The sequence below is a fragment of the Paraburkholderia sp. 32 genome (assembly GCF_050435345.1).
In the GTDB taxonomy this organism is placed as follows: Bacteria; Pseudomonadota; Gammaproteobacteria; order Burkholderiales; family Burkholderiaceae; genus Paraburkholderia; species Paraburkholderia tuberum.
On sequence record NZ_JBNDKD010000001.1, the window covers coordinates 3,208,489 to 3,231,827 of the forward strand.

The 23,339-nt window shown below is 61.7% G+C and carries 23 protein-coding genes; 8 read left to right on the plus strand and 15 right to left on the minus strand.

The window, feature by feature from the left end; translation table 11 throughout:
* Positions 1–19: 19 nt before the first annotated feature.
* From OKW26_RS14785 to OKW26_RS14810, 6 genes are all read right to left on the minus strand, one after another.
* Positions 20–1,072, minus strand: coding sequence for a LacI family DNA-binding transcriptional regulator (locus OKW26_RS14785; protein WP_184049508.1), 1,053 nt, complete (start codon positions 1,070–1,072; stop codon positions 20–22).
* A 45-nt stretch (positions 1,073–1,117) separates the two neighbouring features.
* Positions 1,118–2,278, minus strand: a complete 1,161-nt coding sequence (locus tag OKW26_RS14790; RefSeq protein ID WP_429354079.1) for an ABC transporter ATP-binding protein — start codon at positions 2,276–2,278, stop codon at positions 1,118–1,120.
* Between the two features lie 3 nt (positions 2,279–2,281).
* A complete protein-coding gene (locus OKW26_RS14795) occupies positions 2,282–3,199 on the minus strand; it encodes a carbohydrate ABC transporter permease (protein WP_090806412.1) in 918 nt (305 codons plus the stop codon).
* The gene (locus OKW26_RS14800) at positions 3,196–4,152 is read right to left on the minus strand and encodes a carbohydrate ABC transporter permease (RefSeq protein WP_429354080.1); all 957 of its coding nucleotides are present in this window, start codon (positions 4,150–4,152) and stop codon (positions 3,196–3,198) included. Before OKW26_RS14800 ends, OKW26_RS14795 begins: the two co-directional genes overlap by 4 nt.
* Before the next feature lie 8 nt (positions 4,153–4,160).
* On the minus strand, positions 4,161–5,399 hold the full coding sequence (locus tag OKW26_RS14805; protein WP_090806416.1) for an ABC transporter substrate-binding protein: 1,239 nt from the start codon (positions 5,397–5,399) through the stop codon (positions 4,161–4,163).
* Positions 5,400–5,493: 94 nt separating this feature from the next.
* On the minus strand, positions 5,494–6,912 hold the full coding sequence (locus OKW26_RS14810) for a GH1 family beta-glucosidase (protein ID WP_429354081.1): 1,419 nt from the start codon (positions 6,910–6,912) through the stop codon (positions 5,494–5,496).
* Positions 6,913–7,230: 318 nt separating this feature from the next.
* On the opposite strand from OKW26_RS14810, the gene OKW26_RS14815 reads away from it, so the two are divergent.
* The gene (locus OKW26_RS14815; protein ID WP_429348248.1) at positions 7,231–7,617 is read left to right on the plus strand and encodes an ester cyclase; all 387 of its coding nucleotides are present in this window, start codon (positions 7,231–7,233) and stop codon (positions 7,615–7,617) included.
* 241 nt (positions 7,618–7,858) lie between these two features.
* Here the strand turns inward: OKW26_RS14815 and OKW26_RS14820 are convergent, their stop codons facing one another.
* Both OKW26_RS14820 and OKW26_RS14825 read right to left on the minus strand, forming a co-directional pair.
* Positions 7,859–8,014 carry a hypothetical protein gene (locus OKW26_RS14820; RefSeq protein ID WP_184065349.1) on the minus strand — a complete coding sequence of 52 codons (156 nt, stop codon included), beginning with the start codon at positions 8,012–8,014 and terminating at the stop codon, positions 7,859–7,861.
* 82 nt (positions 8,015–8,096) lie between these two features.
* Positions 8,097–9,341 carry a DUF1479 domain-containing protein gene (locus OKW26_RS14825; RefSeq protein WP_429354082.1) on the minus strand — a complete coding sequence of 415 codons (1,245 nt, stop codon included), beginning with the start codon at positions 9,339–9,341 and terminating at the stop codon, positions 8,097–8,099.
* A 95-nt stretch (positions 9,342–9,436) separates the two neighbouring features.
* On the opposite strand from OKW26_RS14825, the gene OKW26_RS14830 reads away from it, so the two are divergent.
* The 5 genes from OKW26_RS14830 (at position 9,437) to OKW26_RS14850 (ending at position 14,182) form a co-directional block, all read left to right on the plus strand.
* Entirely contained in the window at positions 9,437–10,429 is a 993-nt protein-coding gene (locus OKW26_RS14830; RefSeq protein ID WP_429354083.1) for a helix-turn-helix domain-containing protein, read from the plus strand.
* A 180-nt stretch (positions 10,430–10,609) separates the two neighbouring features.
* Positions 10,610–10,993, plus strand: coding sequence for a nuclear transport factor 2 family protein (locus tag OKW26_RS14835; RefSeq protein WP_429354084.1), 384 nt, complete (start codon positions 10,610–10,612; stop codon positions 10,991–10,993).
* A 104-nt stretch (positions 10,994–11,097) separates the two neighbouring features.
* Positions 11,098–12,045 carry a lactate/malate family dehydrogenase gene (locus OKW26_RS14840; RefSeq protein WP_429354085.1) on the plus strand — a complete coding sequence of 316 codons (948 nt, stop codon included), beginning with the start codon at positions 11,098–11,100 and terminating at the stop codon, positions 12,043–12,045.
* 52 nt (positions 12,046–12,097) lie between these two features.
* On the plus strand, positions 12,098–13,576 hold the full coding sequence (locus OKW26_RS14845) for a DASS family sodium-coupled anion symporter (protein WP_429354086.1): 1,479 nt from the start codon (positions 12,098–12,100) through the stop codon (positions 13,574–13,576).
* A 147-nt stretch (positions 13,577–13,723) separates the two neighbouring features.
* On the plus strand, positions 13,724–14,182 hold the full coding sequence (locus tag OKW26_RS14850; protein ID WP_429354087.1) for an MEKHLA domain-containing protein: 459 nt from the start codon (positions 13,724–13,726) through the stop codon (positions 14,180–14,182).
* A gap of 325 nt (positions 14,183–14,507) precedes the next feature.
* On the opposite strand, the gene OKW26_RS14855 is transcribed toward OKW26_RS14850, so the two are convergent.
* The 5 genes from OKW26_RS14855 to OKW26_RS14875 all read right to left on the minus strand — a co-directional run bounded on the left by OKW26_RS14855 (position 14,508) and on the right by OKW26_RS14875 (position 18,307).
* Entirely contained in the window at positions 14,508–15,530 is a 1,023-nt protein-coding gene (locus OKW26_RS14855) for an IS30 family transposase (RefSeq protein WP_429352295.1), read from the minus strand.
* 135 nt (positions 15,531–15,665) lie between these two features.
* Positions 15,666–15,992, minus strand: a complete 327-nt coding sequence (locus OKW26_RS14860) for a hypothetical protein (protein WP_429354088.1) — start codon at positions 15,990–15,992, stop codon at positions 15,666–15,668.
* A 16-nt stretch (positions 15,993–16,008) separates the two neighbouring features.
* The gene (locus OKW26_RS14865; protein ID WP_429352295.1) at positions 16,009–17,031 is read right to left on the minus strand and encodes an IS30 family transposase; all 1,023 of its coding nucleotides are present in this window, start codon (positions 17,029–17,031) and stop codon (positions 16,009–16,011) included.
* A gap of 199 nt (positions 17,032–17,230) precedes the next feature.
* Entirely contained in the window at positions 17,231–17,959 is a 729-nt protein-coding gene (locus OKW26_RS14870) for a M35 family metallo-endopeptidase (RefSeq protein WP_429354089.1), read from the minus strand.
* A gap of 39 nt (positions 17,960–17,998) precedes the next feature.
* A complete protein-coding gene (locus tag OKW26_RS14875) occupies positions 17,999–18,307 on the minus strand; it encodes a hypothetical protein (protein ID WP_429354090.1) in 309 nt (102 codons plus the stop codon).
* A gap of 115 nt (positions 18,308–18,422) precedes the next feature.
* On the opposite strand from OKW26_RS14875, the gene OKW26_RS14880 reads away from it, so the two are divergent.
* The gene (locus OKW26_RS14880; protein WP_429354091.1) at positions 18,423–19,454 is read left to right on the plus strand and encodes an IS30 family transposase; all 1,032 of its coding nucleotides are present in this window, start codon (positions 18,423–18,425) and stop codon (positions 19,452–19,454) included.
* Positions 19,455–20,130: 676 nt separating this feature from the next.
* Here OKW26_RS14880 and OKW26_RS14885 read toward each other — a convergent pair.
* Positions 20,131–21,342 (minus strand): DUF2252 domain-containing protein, encoded by a 1,212-nt coding sequence (locus OKW26_RS14885; RefSeq protein WP_429354092.1) that lies wholly within the window; start codon positions 21,340–21,342, stop codon positions 20,131–20,133.
* A 326-nt stretch (positions 21,343–21,668) separates the two neighbouring features.
* Complete coding sequence (gene ftrA / locus OKW26_RS14890; protein ID WP_090806428.1) at positions 21,669–22,628, minus strand: transcriptional regulator FtrA; 960 nt, start codon at positions 22,626–22,628, stop codon at positions 21,669–21,671.
* Between the two features lie 120 nt (positions 22,629–22,748).
* Between ftrA and OKW26_RS14895 the strand changes: the two genes are divergently transcribed.
* Positions 22,749–23,204 (plus strand): rhodanese-like domain-containing protein, encoded by a 456-nt coding sequence (locus OKW26_RS14895; protein ID WP_090806430.1) that lies wholly within the window; start codon positions 22,749–22,751, stop codon positions 23,202–23,204.
* The last annotated feature ends 135 nt before the right edge of the window (positions 23,205–23,339 follow it).

Consider the following 23,339-nt stretch of genomic DNA (forward strand, 5'->3'; position numbering starts at 1 on the left):
CACGATTAGGCAAACCCTTCTACCGCTTTGCGCCGCGCGTATTTTTCTTCGGCATCGGCGCTGGCCCGACCGATTCGCGCATCGTCACGCTGAGCGGAAACTCGCGCAAGATCTCCCAGGTGGTGCCGTAACACTGGTTGATGAGCCAGCGCACCGCGTTTTGCGTAAGTTCCCCGGTTGGAATATGCACCGACGTGAGCCCGGGCGCCGCGTAGGCGGCCGAGTAGTCGTCGTCGTAGCTGATCACGGAGATGTCGTGCGGCACCGAAATGCCCGCCTGGTGAAAGCGCGCGAGCACGCTGACCGCCATCGTGTCGTTCGCGCAGAACAGGCCGGTCACGCGCCGCTGCGTCTCGAGCAGCTTCTGCGCGGCCGCGTAGCCGCCTTCGGGCGAAAAGTCGGATTCGATCAGCGTGACGTCGTCGCGCGCAATGCCGGCTCGCGCGAGCTCGGCGAAAAAGCCGTCGATCCGCATCACGTTGTCCGACGCGGTAGCGGGCCCGGAAATCACCGCGATGTCGCGATGCCCGTGATCGAGCAGCGTGCGCGCCGCGAGTTCGCCGCCGCGCCGATGATCCGCGCTGAACGACGCCTCGGGCAACTGCTCGAACGCGCGATTCAGGAACACCATCTTCGGATGCATGCCATGCAGCATGATCAGGTCTTCGTCGTGCAGATCGTGGCTGATCACGACCACGCCATCGCAATCGCGGCCGATCAAAAAGCGCACTGCCTCGATCGCCTGCTCGCGCGGCGACACCTCGCCGCAACCGGTCGCGACCACGACATGGCGCCCCACCGCGCGCAGCTCGGTGTCGGTCTGCTTCAGGATCGTGCCGTAGTAGGAACCAAAGAAGGTCGGCACGAAGATGCCGATGATGCCGAGCTGCTGCGTCGCCATCGCCCGGCCGATCGACGACGGGCGGAAATTCAGCGCCTCGATCGCCGCCTTCACGCGCGCCGCGGCATCGGCGGAAATCGGTCCCTTGCCGGAAATGGCTCGTGAGGCGGTCGACATGCCCACGCCGGCCAGTTCCGCGACGTCCTTGAGTGTTGCCACGCGGTTCTCCATCAAGCCTGTCTCGACGAGCCGCTTCGCGCGTGACGCGCCGCGGCGTTATAAGCGCGCGCCGCTCGCTTCGTCGAATAGCGAGACATGCGCGGCGTCGAACGAGAACGCCACGGTGTCATCCTCCGCAATCGGCGCTTTGGTCTGATCGATCGACGCGATCTGTTCGCCATGATAGTCGAGCCAGATCACGCGGTGGTTGCCCATCGGCTCCATCAGCGAAACTTTCGCGCGCTCGCTGGCGCCTTCCGTGATATGCACGTCTTCGGCACGCACGCCGAGCACGCAGCGCACGCCCTGCGCGGGCGCCCCCTTGAACGCGTACGCCGACACGTCGATCCGCACCTGCCCAGTGCAAAAGTGAAGCGCGCCGTCGCGCGTCTCGAGCGTGCCCCTCAGCAGATTCATCGCCGGCGAGCCGAGGAAGGTCGCCACGAACAGATTGTTCGGCCGCGCATAGACCTCGGCCGGCGTGCCGAACTGCTGGATCACGCCGCCGCGCATCACGGCCATGCGCGTCGCGAGCGTCATCGCCTCGACCTGGTCGTGCGTCACGTAGATCATCGTCGCGCCCAGGCTGTGATGCAGCTGCTTCAGTTCGCGGCGCAGTTCGGTGCGCAGCTTCGCGTCGAGGTTCGACAGCGGCTCGTCGAACAGGAACACGTCGGCCTCGCGCACGATCGCGCGGCCGATCGCGACGCGCTGCCGCTGTCCGCCCGACAACTGCGACGGCTTGCGCTTGAGCAGCGGCCCCAGTTGCAGCATCTCCGACGCGCGGGCGACACGCCGCGCGATTTCCGCCTTCGGCGTGCCGTTGATGCGCAGCGCGAACGACAGGTTGCGCTCGACGCTCATGGTCGGATACAACGCGTACGACTGGAACACCAGCGCGATGCGGCGATCCTTCGGATCGGCCCACGTCATGTCTTCGCCGGCGATCTCGATGCTGCCGTCGCTGACGTCGATCAATCCCGCGATGCTGTGCAACAGCGTGGACTTGCCGCATCCCGACGGCCCCAGCAGCACGACGAACTCACCGGCGAGCACGTCGAGATCGAGGTTCTCGATCACCGTGTTCGAACCGAGGCGAATCGTCAGATTGCGGACCGCCACATTGGCGGGATGCGTGAGCGCCGCGGCGTCGGAGTCAACGTCAGCGCTTGCACCCGGCACGCCGGCCGCATCGATCGTATTAGCCATGTTTGCCATGCCCTACCCCTTGACGGCGCCCGACGCAATGCCGCGCACGAACCAGCGGCCCGAAATGAAATAAACCGCGAGCGGCACCAGCGACGTCAGGATCGTCGCCGCCATATTGACGTTGTAGAGCCGCTCGCCGGTCGTCGTGTTGATGATGTTGTTCAACTGCACCGTCATCGGCAGATTCTTCGTGCCAGCGAACACGAGGCCCAGAATGAAGTCGTTCCAGATGTTCGTGACCTGCATGATCAGCGCGACGACGATGATCGGCGTCGACATCGGCAGCATCAGTTGAAAGAAGATGCGCCAGAAGCTGCCGCCGTCGATGCGCGCGGCCTTGAACAGCTCCTGCGGAATCGACGCGTAGTAGTTGCGGAACAGCAGCGTCATCACCGGCATGCCGAACATCGTATGGATCAGCACGATGCCCGGCAGCGAGCTGAACAGATGCACGCTCGCGAGCACGCGCACGAGCGGATAGATCATTACCTGCACTGGAATGAACGCGCCGACGAGCAGCACGCCGAACAGCAGACCCGCGCCGCGCGGCCGCCAGAACGACAGCGCGTAGCCATTCACCGCGCCGACCATGATCGACAGCACCGTGCTAGGCACGACGATACGCACCGAGTTCCAGAAGCCGACGCGAATGCCGTTGCAATCGAGCCCGGTGCAGGCCGACTGCCATGCGGCGCTCCACGCGTCGAGCGTGAAATGCATTGGCAAGCCGAGCAGATTGCCGAGGCGGATCTCGCTCATCGGTTTGACCGACGTGACCAGCATCACGTAGAGCGGCAGCAGAAAGAACACCGCCGCGGTGAGCAGAAACGCGTAGATGCCGAGCCGCGCCGGCGAGAACGCCGAGCGGCGGGGCCGCGTGCGCGCGCGATGCGGCATGCCGCCTTTGAGCGTGGAATCGAGCGTGTTCATCCTCTCTCCCCGCGCAGCGCCGCACGGCTGCGTGCATAGAAGAACGGCGCGAGAACCGCCAGCACCGTCGCGAGCAGCACGATCGATGCGGCCGACGCAAGGCCGATGTTCGCGCGCCCGAACAGATAGTCCATGATGAATTTGGCCGGCACTTCGCTCGCAGTGCCGGGGCCGCCCTGCGTCATCGCGACGACCGCGTCGTACAGCTTCACGACCATCACGAACAGCAGCACGAACGCGGTCGAGATCGACGGTCCGAGCATCGGCACCACGATGCTCGCGTACACGCGCCAGCGTGGAATGCCGTCGACGCGCGCGGCTCTCCACAACTCTTCGTCGATGCCGCGCAGGCCCGCGAGCAACAGCGCCATCACGAGGCCCGAAGCCTGCCACACGGTCGCGATCACGATCGTGTAGATGACCCAGTCCTGATCGACGATCCAGTCGAAGCGCGCATGCGCGAAGCCGAGATTGCGCAGCACCTGCTGCGCACCGAGCGCGGGATTCAGGATCCATTGCCACACGAGCCCGGTCGCGACGAACGACATCGCGTACGGATACAGAAACACCGTGCGCAACGCGCCTTCCGCGACCACGCGCTGATCGATAAAGATCGCCAGCAGCAAGCCGATCACCATGCACGCGATGATGAAACACGCGCCATAGATCACGATGTTCTGCAGCGACGTCAACCAGCGGTCGTTGTGAAAGAGCCGCACGTACTGCGTGAAGCCCACGAAGTCGTTCGACGGAAACGTGTGCGAATTGCTGAGCGACACGCGCGCGGTCCAGACCATCGTGCCCAGGTACGTGAACACGACGGTCAGGAGCATCGGCAGCAAGGCCAGCCAGACCGCGATCGAAAACCGCCGGTTCAGCGGCTTGTTTCGCGGTTTGGGGTGCGACTTGCCCTGTGGTTTCGGACCCCCGGCTGGCAGCTTGAGCGCGTGCACGGCGAGGCCTAGCCCTTCAACGCGCTGGCGAACGCTTTCTGCGCGTCGTCGACGGACTCGTTCTTGTTCCAGAAGTTCGTCACGACGTCAGTCAGCGCACCCTGCATATCGGGCGACAGCAGCATTTCCGGATTCGGCAACTGGCGCGACTTGTCCTTCATGATCGCGATGCCCTCCTTGGCGCAGACGTCGAGGCTGCTTTCGTCGACGTCAGACCGGATCGGAATCGAGCCCTTCTTCGCGCTGAACGCGACCTGCGCGGACGGCGAGGTCATCACCGTGGCGAGCAGATTCTGCGCCTTGATCGCCGACGCGCTGTCGGTCTTCGGGAACACGAAGACGTCGCCCGCGACCAGATACGGCGAACGAGGACCGAAGCCCGGGAAGCAGCCGAAGTCCTTGCCCGCCGTTTGATTCGCCGCGACGAACTCGCCCTTCGCCCAGTCGCCCATGATCTGAACGCCGGCCTTGCCCGAAGTCACGAGCGCGGTCGCGTCGTTCCAGTTGCGGCCAGGCGAGCCCGGATCGACGAAATCGTGCAGCCGCTTGAACGACACGAGCACCTTCTTGAACGCATCGGAGTTCACCGCGTTCTGATCGTGATCGCGATAGACCTTCATATACAGGTCCGGGCCGCCCACATCGGCGAGCACCGCGTCGAACGTGATCTTCTCCTGCCACGGCTGGCCGCCGAACGCGAGCGGAATCACGCCCGCGCTCTTCAGCTTGCCGAGATCGGCGATAAATTCGTCGTAGCTTTTGGGCTCGCTCGCGATGCCCGCTTTCTGGAACACCGGCTTCGAGTAGAAGAACCACGCGGGCATATGAATGTCGACCGGCGCCGCGTAGAAATGGCCCTTCACGCGGATACTGTCGAGAATCGACTGCGGGAAAATGCCGTTCCAGTTTTCTTTCGCGGCGACGTCGTCGACGTTATTCAGGAGTCCCTGGTCGATCAGATCGTGAAACTGCTTCGACGTATTGAACTGGGCGGCGGTGGGTGGATCGCCGCCGACGATCCGGTTGATCGCGGTGGCGCGCGCCTGATCTCCGCCGGCGACTGCGTTGTCGACCCATTGGCCGCCGGCCTTGTCGTACGCGACGGCAAACTGCCGAATCGCGGCCGACTCGCCGCCCGAGGTCCACCAGTGAATCACGTTAGCCTTGAGCGGTTCCGCATGCGCGACGACGCCATACAGCGCCAGTGCCGCAACTACGCCTCGCAAGACCATTCTGTTGCTGTTCATTCCGTCTCCTCCAGGCTCAGCGCCCGTGTGTCAAGTCGAAATACCTTCCAGCTCCACCCGGCTTTACATCGTTGCTGCGTCGTTTTAATTGTGTTTATTGCGCTTGCGCGTTGCGATCTTCGAGGAATTTCGACACCAGCTCCGCGCTGCGCTTGACCGTACGCTTCTGCGTTTGGTAGTCGACGTGCACGATGCCGAAGCGCCGCTCATAGCCGAAAGCCCACTCGAAGTTGTCCATCAGCGACCACAGGAAATAGCCGCGCACGTCGACGCCCGCCTTGATCGCCTGATCGACCGCGGCGAGATGGCGCCTCAGGAACGAGATGCGCTGCGTGTCCTCGACGCGGCCGTCGATCACCTTGTCGTCCGATGCCATGCCGTTCTCGGTGATGTAGATCGGCGGCAGATTGGCATAGGTATCCCTGAAACCGGTCAATAGGTCGCGAAGACCGTCAGGGTAAACCTCCCAGCCCATCTGCGTGCGCTCGACACCCTCGAGCGGCACCTCCTTGAAACCGTGCCCACCATCGCTCGCCACGTTGGTGCGGAAATAATAGTTGATGCCGAGAAAATCGAGCGGCGTATTGATCGTCTGCATGTCGCCTTCGAGCACGAGCGGCCCGCTGCCAGGCCACAACTCGAACAGGTCTTGCGGATACTCGCCCTTGAACAGCGGATCGAGAATCCACGCGTTGTGCTGAACTTCGAACAGCTCGGCCGCGCGACGGTCGGCGGCGCTGTCGCTATTCGGCGTGCCGCGCCCGACATTCGCGACGATGCCCTTGTGCGAGCGCGGATCGTTCGCGCGCAGCACCGGAATCGCGAGACCGTGCGCGAGCAGCAGATGATGCATGGCCTGCGCGGCGAAGCGCAGGTTCGAGAGTCCCGGCGCGTGATGGCCGTTGCCGTAGCCGAGGTACGCCGAACACCACGGCTCGTTGAGCGTCGCCCACGCATCGACGAGGCCGTGCAGCTCGCGGCTCATCAGATCCGCGTAATCGACGAAACGGTACGCGGTTTCGCGATTGAGCCAGCCGCCGCGATCCTCGAGATGCTGAGGCAGGTCCCAGTGATAAAGCGTGACGAAAGTCGTGATGTTCTTCTCTTTGAGCCGTCCGAGCAGGCGCTTGTAGAAGTCGAGCCCCTTGCGGTTCGGCGTGCCGTTTTCGTCCATCACACGCGGCCATGCGGTCGACAGCCGGTACGCTTCGAGGCCGAGGCCCGCGAGCAGGTCGACGTCCTGTTCCCAGCGATGATAGTGATCGCACGCGACGGCGCCGGTGTCGCCGGCCAACACCTTGCCCGGTGTGGCCGAGAACGTGTCCCAGATCGACGGCAGGCGGCCGTCTTCGTTGACCGCGCCTTCGATCTGATACGACGCGGTGGCCGCGCCGAGCAGGAAATCCTGGCGCCACAGCGACGAATCGGCGGGCGGTGTGAATGGATCGGAATGCGGTTCGCCGTGAGCGGTTGGACGGGCGGCGTCGATGACTGCGGATGCATCGTTGACCACGGATTCTCTCCTGCCGATGAGGTCGTTGAACCGGGTGTGGTGGAACTGAGGCGCTGGCGTTCGGACTTACTGTGAACGCTTAAGTGGAAGCGCTTCCACACTGTCCAGCGAACGATAGCAGCGGGGAAATCGGCGCAGCAATCCGGGTTTGTCTGGAGGGGTTTCTGGCATGCGTGCGTGGGTGATGCGGCGCGCATCGGGGGTGTTCACTGCAACGGATAGTTACGGCTTCCGACGAAAATCCCTGGCAGCCGTGCAACGCAAAGTCTCGGATCGCCGACAATCGGCTTATCCACTGAAGCATGGAAGACGATTGCGATGAGCGAATTCAATCTGTCGGAACTCTACCGCGGCTATATCGCCTGCCTGAACACGCAGGACTGGTCAAAGCTGCGAGACTTCGTTGGCGAAGACGTGAAGTACAACGGCCAACGAATCGGTTTGTCGGGCTATCGCGAGATGCTGGAAAGAGACTTCCGCGAAATTCCCGACCTGCATTTCGAGATTCAGATGCTGGTTTGCGAGCCGCCACATATCGCAAGCCGATTGCATTTTGACTGCACACCCATCGGCATGTTACTTGGGCTTCCCGTGCAGGGAAAACGGGTGGAGTTTTCCGAGAACGTCTTCTACGAGTTTGGTGACGGCAAGATCCAGCAAGTCTGGTCGGTCATCGATAAAGCCGCGATCGAGAGTCAGTTGTAGCGGCTCAGGGACACGCGTGTCGCTCGCGTGCATCTTTTTGTGCGCGCGGAGACGCCCCGTCAGCGAGGCTGTCACGGAGCGCATCGCTCCGGCAAACCTCCGTCTCCGTTGAAGTCGCTATGCGCGGCACTCATGGCAAAACCGAACTCGCGCGGCAATTCTGCCATGTGGGAACTGCCGCGGTTATCAGAAACGCCCGCATTTCACTTCGATTCTTTTTTTATCGGGCGAATGCGCTCGTCTATGGCTTGTCGTCCTCGCTATCGGGGTCGATGTCGGGATCGAGCGGCGGCTCATCCGGGTCCTGCGATGGACCGAGGTCGGGCAGATCCGTCTGCACGACGTCGGACTGATCCGGGCGGATCGGGTTTTCGTCCTTGTTCGGTGTGGTTGCCATGGCCGGTCCTCCTTAGGTCGTTGCCATGCTGAAGCGGCAGCAAGTTCTGCTCCCGATCCAGACGCGGCCATGCCCGTTCCGGTCACAAATCGAAGCCCATTTGCGCACGGCCAAGCTCGGTGAGATCGTCTGGCGTCGCGCGGCCGACGAAATCGACTTCGAAATGATCGGCCGGAAAATCCGGCGGGCTCCTGCCTTCGAGAAAGCCCGGCAGTTGCCGCTTCAGATACGCATCGTTCTTCGCGCAGCCCGGCAGCGAAGCGATATACATCACGTTGCTATAGCCGTTGCCGCGATGCGCGTCCTCGACCGCGTGAATGACGTCGCTATGCCAGAACACGGTGTCGCCCGCCTGCATCAGCGGAATCGACGACAGCGCATGAAACAGCGGCGCGTGATAGTCGGACTTGATCGACAGCGCGCGCCCCGGCAGCGCTCCGCACAGATCGTCTTCGGCGACATCATCCTGAAGCGCGCGCAACAGGATGTAGACCATCGAGTTCGCCATTGGCACCAACTGCAGCGTGCCGTCGCCGGGACCCTGCGGCGTCAGCGCGGTCCAGCCTTGAAACGTGCGGAACATCGAGCAGACGGCCGGCGATGCGATCTCCTCGACTTCGGTTCGCCACGCGGCGTCGAACGGATCGTAGTCGCGCCAGTGGCCCGAGAACACATGGCGATAGACCTTGCGGAAGTTCGGCTCGATCCAGCGCTCCACCGAACCGCCGTCGCAATGCGCCGACAACCCGAGCGATTCCGATCCGGGCGGCCGACGGCGCAGGCGGTCCGCATATACCGGCACATGGTTCGGATCGAAATGCACGCGCCCTTCGCTTTCGGTGCGCCACAGCCGGTTCAGGAACACGCGGGCCTGCGTGAGCTCGGTCGATTGCCGCGCGAGCACCTGCGGTTTCGACCAGTACACACCGTAGATTTGCGGCTTGCTCGAGGCGAGCTGCCCAAAGTACTTGTCTTCCGCGCGATTCTGCAGCTTTGCGTCGAGGTCGTTGCGCTCGACGTAGTCGGCGATGTCCTGATCCCATTGCTCGACGAGCGACCGGCCGAACACCTTGCGGATCACACAGGCGCCGCGCGCTTTGACGAGCGCGATCTGCTCGTCGGTGACCCGGTTCGCCACGATGTCGGCGAACTGGATTTCCGGAATGACCGGCTCGCCGCGCTCACGCAGCGTCGCGATTCGCTCCGCCTCCTTCGTCATCGCCGCTTCGACGTCGGCGAACACGTCGCGGTAGTTCGGCAGCATCGCGCGCAGTTCGCGCTTCGCTTGACGGATCGCTGCCGGCAGGTCGTCGATTTGCAGGGCCATGGCATCGTCTCCATGTGGTTTCTGATGCTTGAAGCGTACGCGAACGATCGCCGCCTGCGTGATACTATCCGGTCAAAGATTTGACGATTTCAGACATGAAAGCCGCTTTTGAACATGTGGATTTTGGCCGGGACTGTTCGGTCAGGGTTTACCACCGCCGGCTGCCCCGCATCCCTTTCGAATGGCACCACCATCCCGAGTACGAGCTGACGCTGACGCTGAACAGTCAGGGCAAGCGGTACATCGGAGACTCCGTCGCGACCTACGGCGCGGACGATCTGGTGCTGGTGCCGCCGAATCTGCCGCACACTTGGGCCTCGAACCGTTCGATCGACGCGGCGCACCCGCAGGTCGCGATCGTCGTATGGTTCGACGGCGCGTGGGTGCGGCGACTCGCCGATGTCTGCCCCGAATACAACGGACTTTGCGACCTGTTGCGCAGAGCGGCCTGCGGCCTCGCGTTCGAAGACGGTGCCGGCACACGCATGCGCGAACACCTCGACCGCCTGCTGTCCGACAAACCGCGCGAACGCTTGCAGGCGGCGCTCGATGTACTGGATCTGCTGTCGGCGCTCCCCGCCACGCCGCTCGCGTCCCCAAGCGCATTCGACGCGCGACCCGGAACGCCGACTGGCCACGAATCCGATCAGATCAATCGCGTGCTCGCGTTGATCGAAACACAGTTCGCGCATCCGCTTCGGCTTTCCGCGCTGGCCAAGGCGTCGGGGCTTTCCGAGCGCTCGTTGACGCGGCATTTCACGCAGCATCTTGGCGAGAGCGTCGGGCGCTACGTGACGCGCGTACGAATCGGCCACGCATGCCGGATGTTGACCGATACGCAAGCGCCGATTTCCGTCATTGCGACGCGCTCCGGATTCGCGAACGTCGCGAATTTCAACCGGCAATTCAAAGCCGCCAAGGACATGACACCGGTTGAGTTCAGGCAGCAGTTCGCGGGCGCGCGGCGGGCGGAGCAACAGATGTCGCCAATGCTCACCGAGCGCTCGCCTTCTCTGCAGAGCGTTCGCAACAAAGGAGACGGCAAGCGGATGTCGCGGCCCGCGCGTGCAAGCCGGCAGTCCGAATGACCGGACTACCCGGCGAGCAATCCCTGCAGGCGCCAGACATTTTTTGCACGTCCGGGGGAGTACTTGCAGCAAGGGTGGGGCCAGGGATTTTATGGCGCAGACTATGCGCTGGCGGCGAAATTTCAACGCGACGGCCACGCGCGGCTGGTCGACTGCAATACCCGACTCTGGAGGCACTCCATGAACGAACAAGCGATACGTGAAGCCTTGAACGCACACTGGCGAGCGTCGGCGGACGGCGATCTCGACGCCGAACACGCTATCTACGCCGACGATGCGATCTGCGACTATCCCCAATCAGGCGAGCGAATTCATGGACGAGCCAATTTGCAGGCTCTGCGCGGCCATCATCCCGGCAAGCCATCGGGTTTCACGATCAGGCGAATTCAAGGCGAGGGCAATCTGTGGATCACCGAGTACACGATCAACTATCAGGGGCGCATCGCTTACACGGTCAGCGTGATGGAGTTCCGCGAAGGCAAGGTCGTCCGCGAGACGCAGTATTTTGCTGATCCGTTCGAGGCCCCGGATTGGCGGAGTCAATGGGTTGAGCGGACCGCGTGAAAAAACGCGCCGCGGCCGTGTAGGACCAAGGTCCGATTGATGACAAACGCGCGCATGCGACTATGCTTCGAGGGGGCTGAAGCCCGAACTTGACGAGGTTCGCTATGCGGCAGGCCAAGATCGTTATCGTCGGCGCGGGGCTGGTCGGGGGATCGGCAGCCCTGTTCGTGGCGTTGGCCATTCCGAGCGCGAAAGTCGTCATCATCGATGTCGCGCGGGTGCGTGCTGAGGGACAGGTTCTCGATCTCGCCCACGCCGCGGCATTCTGGGGGCACAGCCGTTTTCGCGCAGGGGACTACGAAGACGCGCGTGACGCCGACATCGTCGTGATCACGGCCGGCGCCGGCGTCAAACCCGGCGAGACTCGCCTGCACCTTGCCAGAACCAATGCGGACATCGCGACCGAAATCGTCGGGCAGATCGCGCCGCTCGCGCCCGACGCCATCTATCTGATCGCGACCAACCCATGCGACGTGCTGACCGGCGCCGTTTACGACCAACTGCGTTGCGAGCGCGAGCGCGTCATCAGCACGGGCACCTCGCTCGATACCGGGCGGCTGCGCTCCCTGCTGTCCGAGCGGCTCGGCGTGGTGGCCTCCGCGATTCACGCCTATGTGCTCGGCGAGCACGGCGAATCGGCCGTGATCCAGTGGTCCGCCGCAACGGTCTGCGGCATGCCCCTCGAAACCTTCCTGACGCGCAACGGCAAGGAGCTGGGCCCCGCCAGCAGGGATCTGATCCTGCGCTCCGTCCACGAGGCGGCGAAGCTCATCAAGGAAGGCAAAGGCGCCACCCATTACGGCATCGCCAGCGCGATAGGAAGGATCTGCGAGGCCATCGTGCACGATACCGACCTGATCCTCACGGTTGGCATCGTCCAGCCCGAAGTGGAAGGCGTACCGGACGTGTGCGTGTCGCTGCCAATGGTCGTCAATGGCGCGGGCGCGCGGTTGATCGCCTATCCGGAACTCGACCCTGTCGAGCGCGAGACCTTGCTAGGTAGCGCGCGCATCGTCAAGGACGCGACGGAAAGCGTGCTCCACGAGCGGTGACGCCTTCCCGCGCACTCCGAAAAAACCCAACCACGCCGGCACGAGGTCCATCATGGCTCCTACACCTGCCAAGGTTTCACGGCCCACCAGCTCGCCTCCCGCCACGCCGAAGCCCTCGGTCGGACTGCCGGCCGGCGTCTGGAAATATCTGGTACCGATCGCGGTCGGCGTCGCGCTGTGGTTTCTGCCCGCGCCCGCCGGCCTCCAGCCGAAGGCGTGGCATATGTTCGCCGTGTTCGTCGCGACCATTGCCGGCATCATGACCGCCCCGCTGCCGATGTCGGTGGTTGCCATCATCGGCTCGACCATTGGCGTGCTCGTCGGCGTTCTGTCGTTTGCCGACGTCACCAAATCCACCGGCACCGACCTCGTATGGCTCGTGATGCTCGCGTTTTTCATTTCACGCGGCGTGATCAAGACCGGCCTTGGCCGCCGGATCGCGCTTCTGTTCATGCGATTGCTGGGAAAGCGAACGACGGGGCTCGGCTACGGGCTCGTGTTGACCGAACTCGTGATCTCCCCCGCGATGCCGAGCATCACCGCGCGCGCGGGCGGCGTGATGTTGCCGATCACGCGAGCCATTTCCGAAGTGCTGGGCAGTCACGCCGACGATCCGGAATCACGCGTGAAGGTGGGACGCTACCTGATTCTCTGCGCCTTCCACGCGAACATCATCACGGCGGGCATGTTCATCACGGCAATGGCGGGCAATCCGCTGGCGGTCAGGCTGGCCGCGGACCAGGGCGTGTCGATCAGCTGGCTCGACTGGGCGGTGGCGGCGTCGATCCCCGGTCTGCTGTGCCTCGCCGTGATTCCGATCGCCATGCTGTGGATCGCCCCGCCGCAGGTCAGACGCACCCCCGATGCCACCGACCTCGCGCAACGGGAGCTCACGACGATGGGGCCCATCTCGGTCAAAGAAATCATCATGGCGTGCATCTTCGTCGGCTTGCTGGTGCTGTGGGTGTTCGGCGACGATCTCGGCGTCGGCGCGACGCTCGCGGCGGCGATCGGCGTCTCGTTGCTGTTCATCAGCGGCGTGCTGACCTGGCAGGACGCGCTGAACGAGAAGTCCGCCTGGGACACGATGATCTGGATCGGCCTGCTCATCATGCTGGCCTCCAAGCTCAACGAATATGGCATGGTGAGCTGGTTCGGCAAGGAATTCGGCGCGCATCTCGCGGGCTTTCCGATGCTGGCGGTCTATATGCTGGTGGCGGCGATCTACGTTTACATTCACTACTTTTTCGCCAGCGCCACCGCGCATATCAGCGCGCTGTTTCCGCTCTCCATGGCACTGATGGTCGCCGCCGGCGTCCCGCCCTTCGTCGCCGCAGTCTCGCTCGGCATTCTGAGCAATGTGAACGGCTGCCTGACGCAATATGGCATCGGCTCCGGTCCCGTCATGTTCGGCGCGGGCTACGTGACCCAGGGCGAATGGTGGAAGGCGGGATTTTTGATGAGCCTGTTTTACATGGTGGCCTGGCTGGTCGTTGGGCCGCTTTGGTGGAAGGTGCTGGGGCATGTATGAGAGATTCGCGTCGGGGCAAGATGGAGCGCAATGTTCCAGATCGAGTCTAATTGGATAACATAAGTTGGCGAAACTTCGCTTGCAGATGCTGTATCGTGAGCGCCTACGCCCTTGCATAGGTCCACGATCTCCGTCCAGACGTCTCAGATGATTCCGCTCCACCGCAATCCAGCTTTCTATCAGCTCCTTGCCGACAGCTACGCCCAGCGGCTTGGTCGTCCGCTGGTGCCGCAGGCCATGCCCGTGGACGAAGCAACCGAATGGCTCTACGAGAGTGCCCCATTCGCGGTACTCGCGCACAACACCGATCCCGACCCGCTCTTTATTTACGGCAACAAGGCCGCACAGCGCCGCTTTGGATACAGCTGGGATGAAATCATCCGACTGCCGTCCCGACTCTCAGCCGAGGCCCCGAACCGCGAGGAGCGGCAGCAATTCCTGGCACGCGTCCAGCGGCTGGGCTACGAGGCGGGCTACAAGGGCGTGCGTGTCACTAAGTCCGGCCAGCGCTTCATGATCGAGGAAGCCACGCTGTGGCAACTTCGCGACGCGGACGGCAAACTGCACGGCCAGGCCGTTGTCATCCCGCGGACGCGCGACATCTGATCTCATGCCAACGGTTGATGCGTGAGCCTACTGCCGCGAAACCACGAGACGAGATACCCGCGACGAAGACCTTCGTGGGGTCGATCTGATAGCGCTGAAGTTTTGTGATCGTGGACGTGGCCGATCCGGCGTCCGCGATGGGGCTCGAGGTGGCGGCTAACGCTTTTGCCTGTGCAGATGCTGCCGGTCCACTTACATCCGTACTGGCCGAATCACCACCGCCCCGCATCCGAGGAGACCGATCGCTGACACGGTTGCCGACGCTAACCGTTGGCCTAACGTCATCGTCATCATGGTCGAACTGCTCATCGGGCAGTCTCAAGAGTCAAGTGCAACGTTTAGCTAATCCAGCCTTCTCTAACTCTTTAGCCATTGCTTCCTCGGGGGAGTCCCAGCCGAGCGTCTGGCGAGGCCGCCCGTTAAGCAATTTGGCGATGTCATTGAGTTGGGTCTGCGAGAGCGTCGAAAGGTCTGTGCCCTTTGGCAGAAACTGACGCAGCAAGCCGTTGGTGTTCTCATTGCTGCCGCGCTGCCAGGGCGCATGCGGATCAGCAAACCAGATATCGATATTGAGCCGCCTGGAGAGCTCGACATGGCAGGCCATTTCCGTTCCCCGATCGTAGGTCAGGCTCTCGCGAAGAAAGGCCGGCAACTTCTTCATTTGCCGCGAGAAGCCTTCCAGCGCATTCCTGGCCGTACAGCCATCCATGCGGCACAGAATCACGAAGCGCGTCTTGCGTTCGACCAGCGTGCCCACGGCGGAACGATTAAACGCACCCTTGATGAAGTCGCCCTCCCAGTGCCCCGGCAACAGCCGTTGCTCGATCTGCTCGGGGCGATATTGGATGCGCAAATCCTCGGGAACATAGCTGCCGCCAGCAAGCGTCGTGCGCCGATTTCCGCGCGCCGGTTTTTCTTGGCGCAAGGCTGCGATCATGGCTGGTTTCAGCGAGCCACGTGCATACGTGTAAATGGCAGCATAGACCGTCTCGTGGCTGACGTGCTGACTTGGGTCGTCTGGATACATGGCCCGCAGTTTGGCAGCGATTTGCTGCGGCGACCAGCGCCAGTAGACCAGGTGATCATGCACATGCCGATAAAGCGCGCTGCCTTCGATCAACTTGCGCGGCCGTACGCAGCGCCGACGACGCAGCCGATAGGCCGAGGCCGCCTGCGTCGCACAGTAGCGCGGCGCGTCCACGCTGCAATTACGCGCCAGTTCGCGCGACACCGTCGAAGCGCTGCGCCCCAGCAGCCCCGCAATAGTTCTTATGCTGCCGCCCTTTTGATGTTCGATCATGATCGCCGCGCGTTCTTCCGCACTCAAATGCTTGTAGTTCTTCTTCATCGCAACACCCTACCTCATTCAAGGTGTTGCACTTGGAACTAGAGACTAAGTCGTTCACAGCAAGTCCCAGCAGTAGGGGCGAATGAGCAAGATTGCGGCTCGGCCGAAGCAGTGCCTTTAGGTGGCAGCAGAGGCCTACTTGATTGCCTTGCTTGTCGGCGTCATGCGCGGATCGTCGCACAGTCGCTGGCAGCCACCCTTGCATAACGGCATGAGACCCACGCTAAGCTGTAGATATCCACTGCGCCCAGTGCTATCTTTTGGATAAGGCAATTTCTCCAGATGAGTGTCAACATATATATATGGCGGCTTTATACCAAGTTCAATCAAAAATTCTTTTAGCAGCTTACCCCGCGACTCTGCCAGTTCTTTAGCATTGGCTTCCCCAACGTAAGCGTTTGCGACGATTTGGGCTTGAATCTCAACATTCGGCCATTGCCGGGCATTCAATACCATACTCACCAGGCAGTCTCAAGAGTCAAGTGCAACGTTTAGCTAATCCAGCCTTCTCTAACTCTTTAGCCATTGCTTCCTCGGGGGAGTCCCAGCCGAGCGTCTGGCGAGGCCGCCCGTTAAGCAATTTGGCGATGTCATTGAGTTGGGTCTGCGAGAGCGTCGAAAGGTCTGTGCCCTTTGGCAGAAACTGACGCAGCAAGCCGTTGGTGTTCTCATTGCTGCCGCGCTGCCAGGGCGCATGCGGATCAGCAAACCAGATATCGATATTGAGCCGCCTGGAGAGCTCGACATGGCAGGCCATTTCCGTTCCCCGATCGTAGGTCAGGCTCTCGCGAAGAAAGGCCGGCAACTTCTTCATTTGCCGCGAGAAGCCTTCCAGCGCATTCCTGGCCGTACAGCCATCCATGCGGCACAGAATCACGAAGCGCGTCTTGCGTTCGACCAGCGTGCCCACGGCGGAACGATTAAACGCACCCTTGATGAAGTCGCCCTCCCAGTGCCCCGGCAACAGCCGTTGCTCGATCTGCTCGGGGCGATATTGGATGCGCAAATCCTCGGGAACATAGCTGCCGCCAGCAAGCGTCGTGCGCCGATTTCCGCGCGCCGGTTTTTCTTGGCGCAAGGCTGCGATCATGGCTGGTTTCAGCGAGCCACGTGCATACGTGTAAATGGCAGCATAGACCGTCTCGTGGCTGACGTGCTGACTTGGGTCGTCTGGATACATGGCCCGCAGTTTGGCAGCGATTTGCTGCGGCGACCAGCGCCAGTAGACCAGGTGATCATGCACATGCCGATAAAGCGCGCTGCCTTCGATCAACTTGCGCGGCCGTACGCAGCGCCGACGACGCAGCCGATAGGCCGAGGCCGCCTGCGTCGCACAGTAGCGCGGCGCGTCCACGCTGCAATTACGCGCCAGTTCGCGCGACACCGTCGAAGCGCTGCGCCCCAGCAGCCCCGCAATAGTTCTTATGCTACCGCCCTTTTGATGTTCGATCATGATCGCCGCGCGTTCTTCCGCACTCAAATGCTTGTAGTTCTTCTTCATCGCAACACCCTACCTCATTCAAGGTGTTGCACTTGGAACTAGAGACTAAGCCATTTTTAGACGGTAGGCGTTTGGAATTCCTTGGTAGTTCAGTGGAACGCTTTCGGTCAAATCTTCTGATATCGTACAAGCCATCAATTGCTGCGATACAGCAAAAGAGAATACAAAAAAAACGGATAAAATAATTTTTTTGATCATATTACCAAATCTTCTTTTCGGAAAATTCACTGAGGGTATCAAAATGGGCAATATAGCACGCGAAATTATCTGCATTCCTGCATGCCCCCTCTGGATCAGTTTGCGCCCAATAACCAATACCAGGTCCAAAACCATAAACTATATCGTCTGAATCGAATGTATCGACATAGTGCGTACATTCATGAATCAAGACCTTCAACTTGCAATTTGTCGAAACATCAACATCAGGAAGGGTACAAAAATGTGGATAGATTGCGATTATTCTACGTGCCGAATCCGGCTTGCATACTGCCGCATCGTTGCCCCCTCTATCGGGAGCTATTGCACACGAAATCTGCATGCCCTTCTGTTCGTCCCACCGAATGATCTTCTCGGGTTTTAGCTGCTGCATCGCGGTTGCCAGCCTGGGCAGGCCGAAACTCAATCGATGGTGGATAAATTGATCGCTCCGGCCAAACCAGCGTTTCACCCGGTCTTGCGTCGGTTTATCCCACCGCGCAACATCAGCAATACGCTCATTTATTAGAATCAACGCTGTGTCTCGCAAACGCATTATTAGCTTTCGAAACTCGGCGTTGCTCATATTTTCACATATTGACAACGTATTGATTACGACATTGGATATTGAACCAGGAGTTGTATTGGTGATGGCTGCGCCGACCTCGGTCCATTCTTCATTCTCGTCGGTCTTGAGGTATTGGCTATTTTTGCTCAAAAAGTCATTTGTCATCTGTTCTCTCATAATAAAAGACTTACCTGCTGTCCGCCGCTATGACCCGGCAACATCGATAAAAACCTGCTTTGCGTTACCTGTTGAAACACGCTGGGTGCGCCCCTGAGCATCTGTGACGCCTTTCGCAAGGACCCTCGAACCGACGCGTATCCGGTAACGCACCCCCGCCTGGCGCTTGCCAGTGGAGTCTCTTAACTCGAACTGCTCATTGAACCGTTTGGGGGCACGCTCGCGACAATCGCACGCCCATGCGTAACCCAGTGCTTCGGCCATGTCGTAACCGTTTGAATACGACTTCAGCCTATCGAACGGAAACCATTCGCCGGTTTCGGCGTTCAGCGCCATGGCGAACGGCATTGGCGGGAAGTTTGAGTAGATTGAATAGGTGATACGGCAAAGCTGGCACTCTTCTTAGTCTCTAGTTCCAAGTGCAACACCTTGAATGAGGTAGGGTGTTGCGATGAAGAAGAACTACAAGCATTTGAGTGCGGAAGAACGCGCGGCGATCATGATCGAACATCAAAAGGGCGGCAGCATAAGAACTATTGCGGGGCTGCTGGGGCGCAGCGCTTCGACGGTGTCGCGCGAACTGGCGCGTAATTGCAGCGTGGACGCGCCGCGCTACTGTGCGACGCAGGCGGCCTCGGCCTATCGGCTGCGTCGTCGGCGCTGCGTACGGCCGCGCAAGTTGATCGAAGGCAGCGCGCTTTATCGGCATGTGCATGATCACCTGGTCTACTGGCGCTGGTCGCCGCAGCAAATCGCTGCCAAACTGCGGGCCATGTATCCAGACGACCCAAGTCAGCACGTCAGCCACGAGACGGTCTATGCTGCCATTTACACGTATGCACGTGGCTCGCTGAAACCAGCCATGATCGCAGCCTTGCGCCAAGAAAAACCGGCGCGCGGAAATCGGCGCACGACGCTTGCTGGCGGCAGCTATGTTCCCGAGGATTTGCGCATCCAATATCGCCCCGAGCAGATCGAGCAACGGCTGTTGCCGGGGCACTGGGAGGGCGACTTCATCAAGGGTGCGTTTAATCGTTCCGCCGTGGGCACGCTGGTCGAACGCAAGACGCGCTTCGTGATTCTGTGCCGCATGGATGGCTGTACGGCCAGGAATGCGCTGGAAGGCTTCTCGCGGCAAATGAAGAAGTTGCCGGCCTTTCTTCGCGAGAGCCTGACCTACGATCGGGGAACGGAAATGGCCTGCCATGTCGAGCTCTCCAGGCGGCTCAATATCGATATCTGGTTTGCTGATCCGCATGCGCCCTGGCAGCGCGGCAGCAATGAGAACACCAACGGCTTGCTGCGTCAGTTTCTGCCAAAGGGCACAGACCTTTCGACGCTCTCGCAGACCCAACTCAATGACATCGCCAAATTGCTTAACGGGCGGCCTCGCCAGACGCTCGGCTGGGACTCCCCCGAGGAAGCAATGGCTAAAGAGTTAGAGAAGGCTGGATTAGCTAAACGTTGCACACTTGACTCTTGAGACTGCCCTTCCTTGCCGCCGGTTTCATCCTGTTTCTGCTGTCCCATTTGACCTCTTCTGATTTTCCAGAAAACACCCGCCGAATTAACCATCTAAAGGGGTCTCGGTCAACGACATTAATTTGAGATTAAAACTTTTTGACAAAAATTCACGATGAACTCGGGCATCTCATTTTTAAGCTCATCTTTCGGATGAGTCTCTTTTACATCGTTGCATGGCTGGTTGTTGGCCCGCTCGGGTGGAAAATGCTGGGCATATATGAATGATTCGCGCCGAGTCTCGGGATGCATCGAACGTGGGCATCGCCGCACTATTCACACGATGTCGCCACCGGAACTCTGCCGCCCAACACGTCGAAATGAGTCGATCTGAAAAGCGACGGAGCCGATCTTCAATGCACCTTCGGTGGTCGACAGGAATCCGACCGTGCGCCGTCGAAAGCTGGGAACGCTCGTTCGGAGTTCGACCGGCCGGGCCCTATCACAGCAATGGCTTATCGGAGAACTCGATGGCTACGAACACTTCAGTGTGGTGATGGATTCGGTTCAGGAGATCGACTATCTCGATCTGTCGACGAGAGGGGCACGCGTGGCACGGCCATTGGATCGCGCCGTGAACGAAGCTTGCACGTTGTCACCCTCTACTTACCGCGTCTTCAATCCCCCGCCGATCATCCCTAGAAACCGCCAGTCTCGAAGGTTCCCCGATCATAAGCTTCGCAATAAGCCTTCCAGTCCGCCGCGACCTGCGCCTCACACTGCGTCGCAAGATCGATCAACGGCAGTTGCCAATCGCGCCGACTGCCAAACGCGATCAGATCGTCCGCGATCGCCGACTTCTGCCGCCCTCCGCTGCGCAGATGCGCCCACGCGCTCAACTCGGCCATGCTGTTGATCACTGCCTCGAGCCGCGGCAGCTTGCCGTCCCAGTCGGCAAGCGCGACGCGATCTTCCGATGGCTGCAAACTCCGCAGCACATAGGAGCGCTGATTGAATTCCACCGCGTGCAAAAAGGCCTGCGAGACCGCCTGATTGCGCCGCTGCACTTCGACGACACGCTGCGCCTCGGTCTGCCACTTCGGCTGCGTCGCCGTCACGTGCGCACTCACCGATGACGGCAGCGCCTCTTTCAAATCGATCAGGTAGTTGCCATCGGGCGAGCCCTTGCCCTCGACCAGAATCACATAGCGATCGACACCGAGGCTGCCCGTCCCCGCAATGCGGCGCGCGACATCGAGCGTGCGGTAGAACTCGGGATTCGGCTCCGTCACCGCGAACTGCTGCATGAACTGCGCGACCGCGGCACGCCGTTCATCGCTGACGGGCAGCGCTTTCTTGCCGTCGACCTTCAGCATGCGCGTTTTGCCCTTGAGTACCGTGCGACGGTCCAGATGCGCGGCGCGCGTGCGGCTCGCGAGCGCCACGAACAGATCGCGCACCATGCCGGTCGCGGTCTCCGCTTCGATCCAGCGCGACTTGCCGTACGCGAGCGCGGCGCCGTAGGCATCGAGAGCGGTGTGGCACAGCGCGAGCGCTTCAGCGCGGCTCAGCTTCAGGTTGGCCGCGCCGACCAGCACGCTCGTCAACAGACGCACCAGCTCGTAGGGAACCGGCGCGAGACAGGCTTCGTCGAAGTCGTTGTTGTCGAAGTAGACGAGGCGATTGTCGCCCTTGTAGCTGCCGAAATTTTCGAGGTGCATGTCGCCGCAGATCCACACGTGCGGCGCGTCGTCGAGTACGTTCGCGCGCGGCAGACGCGCATAGAACAGATGGCAGGTGCCGCGCAGAAATACGAACGGCGAGCCGCGCATGGCTTTGTATTTCATCGCGAGTCGTTCGGGGTCCCGCCCGGCGTTGAAGTTGGCGATGATCTTTGCGATATCGGACATAGCGGGTTCCGTTGAATGGGCAAGCTCGACGTGAGCTCCATGCCTGCTGCTGTGACCTCGCGGCGTGCCGCGAATTCAATGCGCGTTCAACCCGGATGCCGTGACGTGGCTGTCGTTGCTTGTCGCGGCAGTGGCGATCGGTGGGCTGCTTGCCTACGGGTATCGCCGGTGGGCGCGCTCGACAGGCTCGAACTTCGAGTTCTATGCGTCGTTGTTGGCGTTCAACGCGACCGCGCTCCTGTTGCTGACGAACGCGCTATGTTGGTTCGAATACATGTCCAATGTCATCAATGTGTCGCATCCATTGTGCTTACGATCTGCTGGACTCACCCCTCTCCACCGAACCTGCGCCGATACGCCCCCGGACTCGTCAACGCGATCCGGCGAAAATGCCGCCGCAACGACTCCTCCGACCCGAACCCCGCCAGCTCGGCGACGCGCGCCATCGGCAGCGGCGTCGCGGCTTCGAGCAACTCACGCGCAAGCGCGACGCGCTCCCTGACGAGCCATTCATAAGGCGCCATGCCGGTCGCGTCGCGGAACTGCCGTTGTAGCGTGCGCGGGCTCATCGCCGCGCGCCCGGCGAGCGAGCGCAGCGTATGCGGCTCGGCCGCATGGCTGCGCACCCAGTCCATCAGCTTCGCGATACGTCCGCTTTCGTCGGGCGGCATCGGGCGCGGCACGAACTGCGCCTGGCCACCCTCGCGATGCGGCGGCACCACGAGCCGTTGCGCGACGCGATTCGCGACCGCGCCGCCATGATCTCGCCGCACCAGATGCAGCAGCATGTCGAGCCCGGCCGCCGATCCCGCCGACGTGATCACCTGCCCTTCATCGACATACAGCGCGTCGGGCTGCACACGCAGTTGCGGATAGCGCTGCTGCAACTTGTCCGCGTAGCGCCAGTGGGTCGTCACGGTCTTGCCGTCGAGCACGCCGGCCGCCGCGAGCACGAACACGCCCGAGCAGATCGAGCAGAGCCGCGCGCCGCGCTCGTAAGCCGCGCGAAGCTTGCGCAGCAGCGCGGCCGGCGGCACCTCGTCGGCATCGCGCCAACCCGGAATCACGATCGTGTCGGCGCTCGCGAGCAGCTTCAGCGTGTAGGGCGCGGCCAGCGTGATGCCGCCCGCCGCGCGGATCGGACCGGGCTCGCTCGCACAGACCGCGAAGCGATACCACGGCACGCCGAGTTCGGGACGCTCGAGTGCGAACAGTTCGGTCACGCAGCCGAATTCGAAGGTGCAAAGCCGGTCGTAGGCCAGCGCGACGACGAGATGATTGTGCATGGCGCAATGTTACCGAAGATTGACGATCACGCCACTTACCGGGCGACCCGCCGCTCGTCACAATCGACCGTGCCTGAAACGCGCGCGCCCCACCACCCGATCAACTCACCCCTGTTTGCCATGACTCACGACAACCTCACCACCGTCCCGAACGCCGTCACCGCGATCCCCGCCGCCGACAGCGCCGCCGCGCTCGCGCACTTCCAGGCGTCGCTGCGCTTCGAAACCGATTGCACCGACGTCCACGCCGCGCTCGCGAGTGGAGCGCCCGGCTTCGTGCTGCTCGACGTGCGCAGTCCCGCGCTGTTCGCGCAGGGCCACGTGCCGGGCGCACTGAATCTGCCGCACGGCAAGATCGTCACGTCGAAGCTCGCGGCTTATGCGCCGGACACGCTGTTCGTCACCTACTGCGCGGGCCCGCACTGCAACGGCGCGGCGCGCGGCGCACTGCGGCTCGCCCAGTTGGGGCGGCCCGTCAAGCTGATGGCGGGCGGCGTCACCGGCTGGCTGGACGAAGGCTTCCCGCTGAGCCGCGAGGACGCCGATCCGCCGTCCGATCCACGCTCCGATGCATAGCGTGACTCGCAATCCGACACGCGTTCCAGCGCGGCATCCGCCGCCGTCCGCGCGCCGGTTTTGCTTCTGTTCGCAAATCGCAAATAAGTTGAACAAAGTTCGAAAAGTGCCGATAACATGTCCAGCCGGACTCCT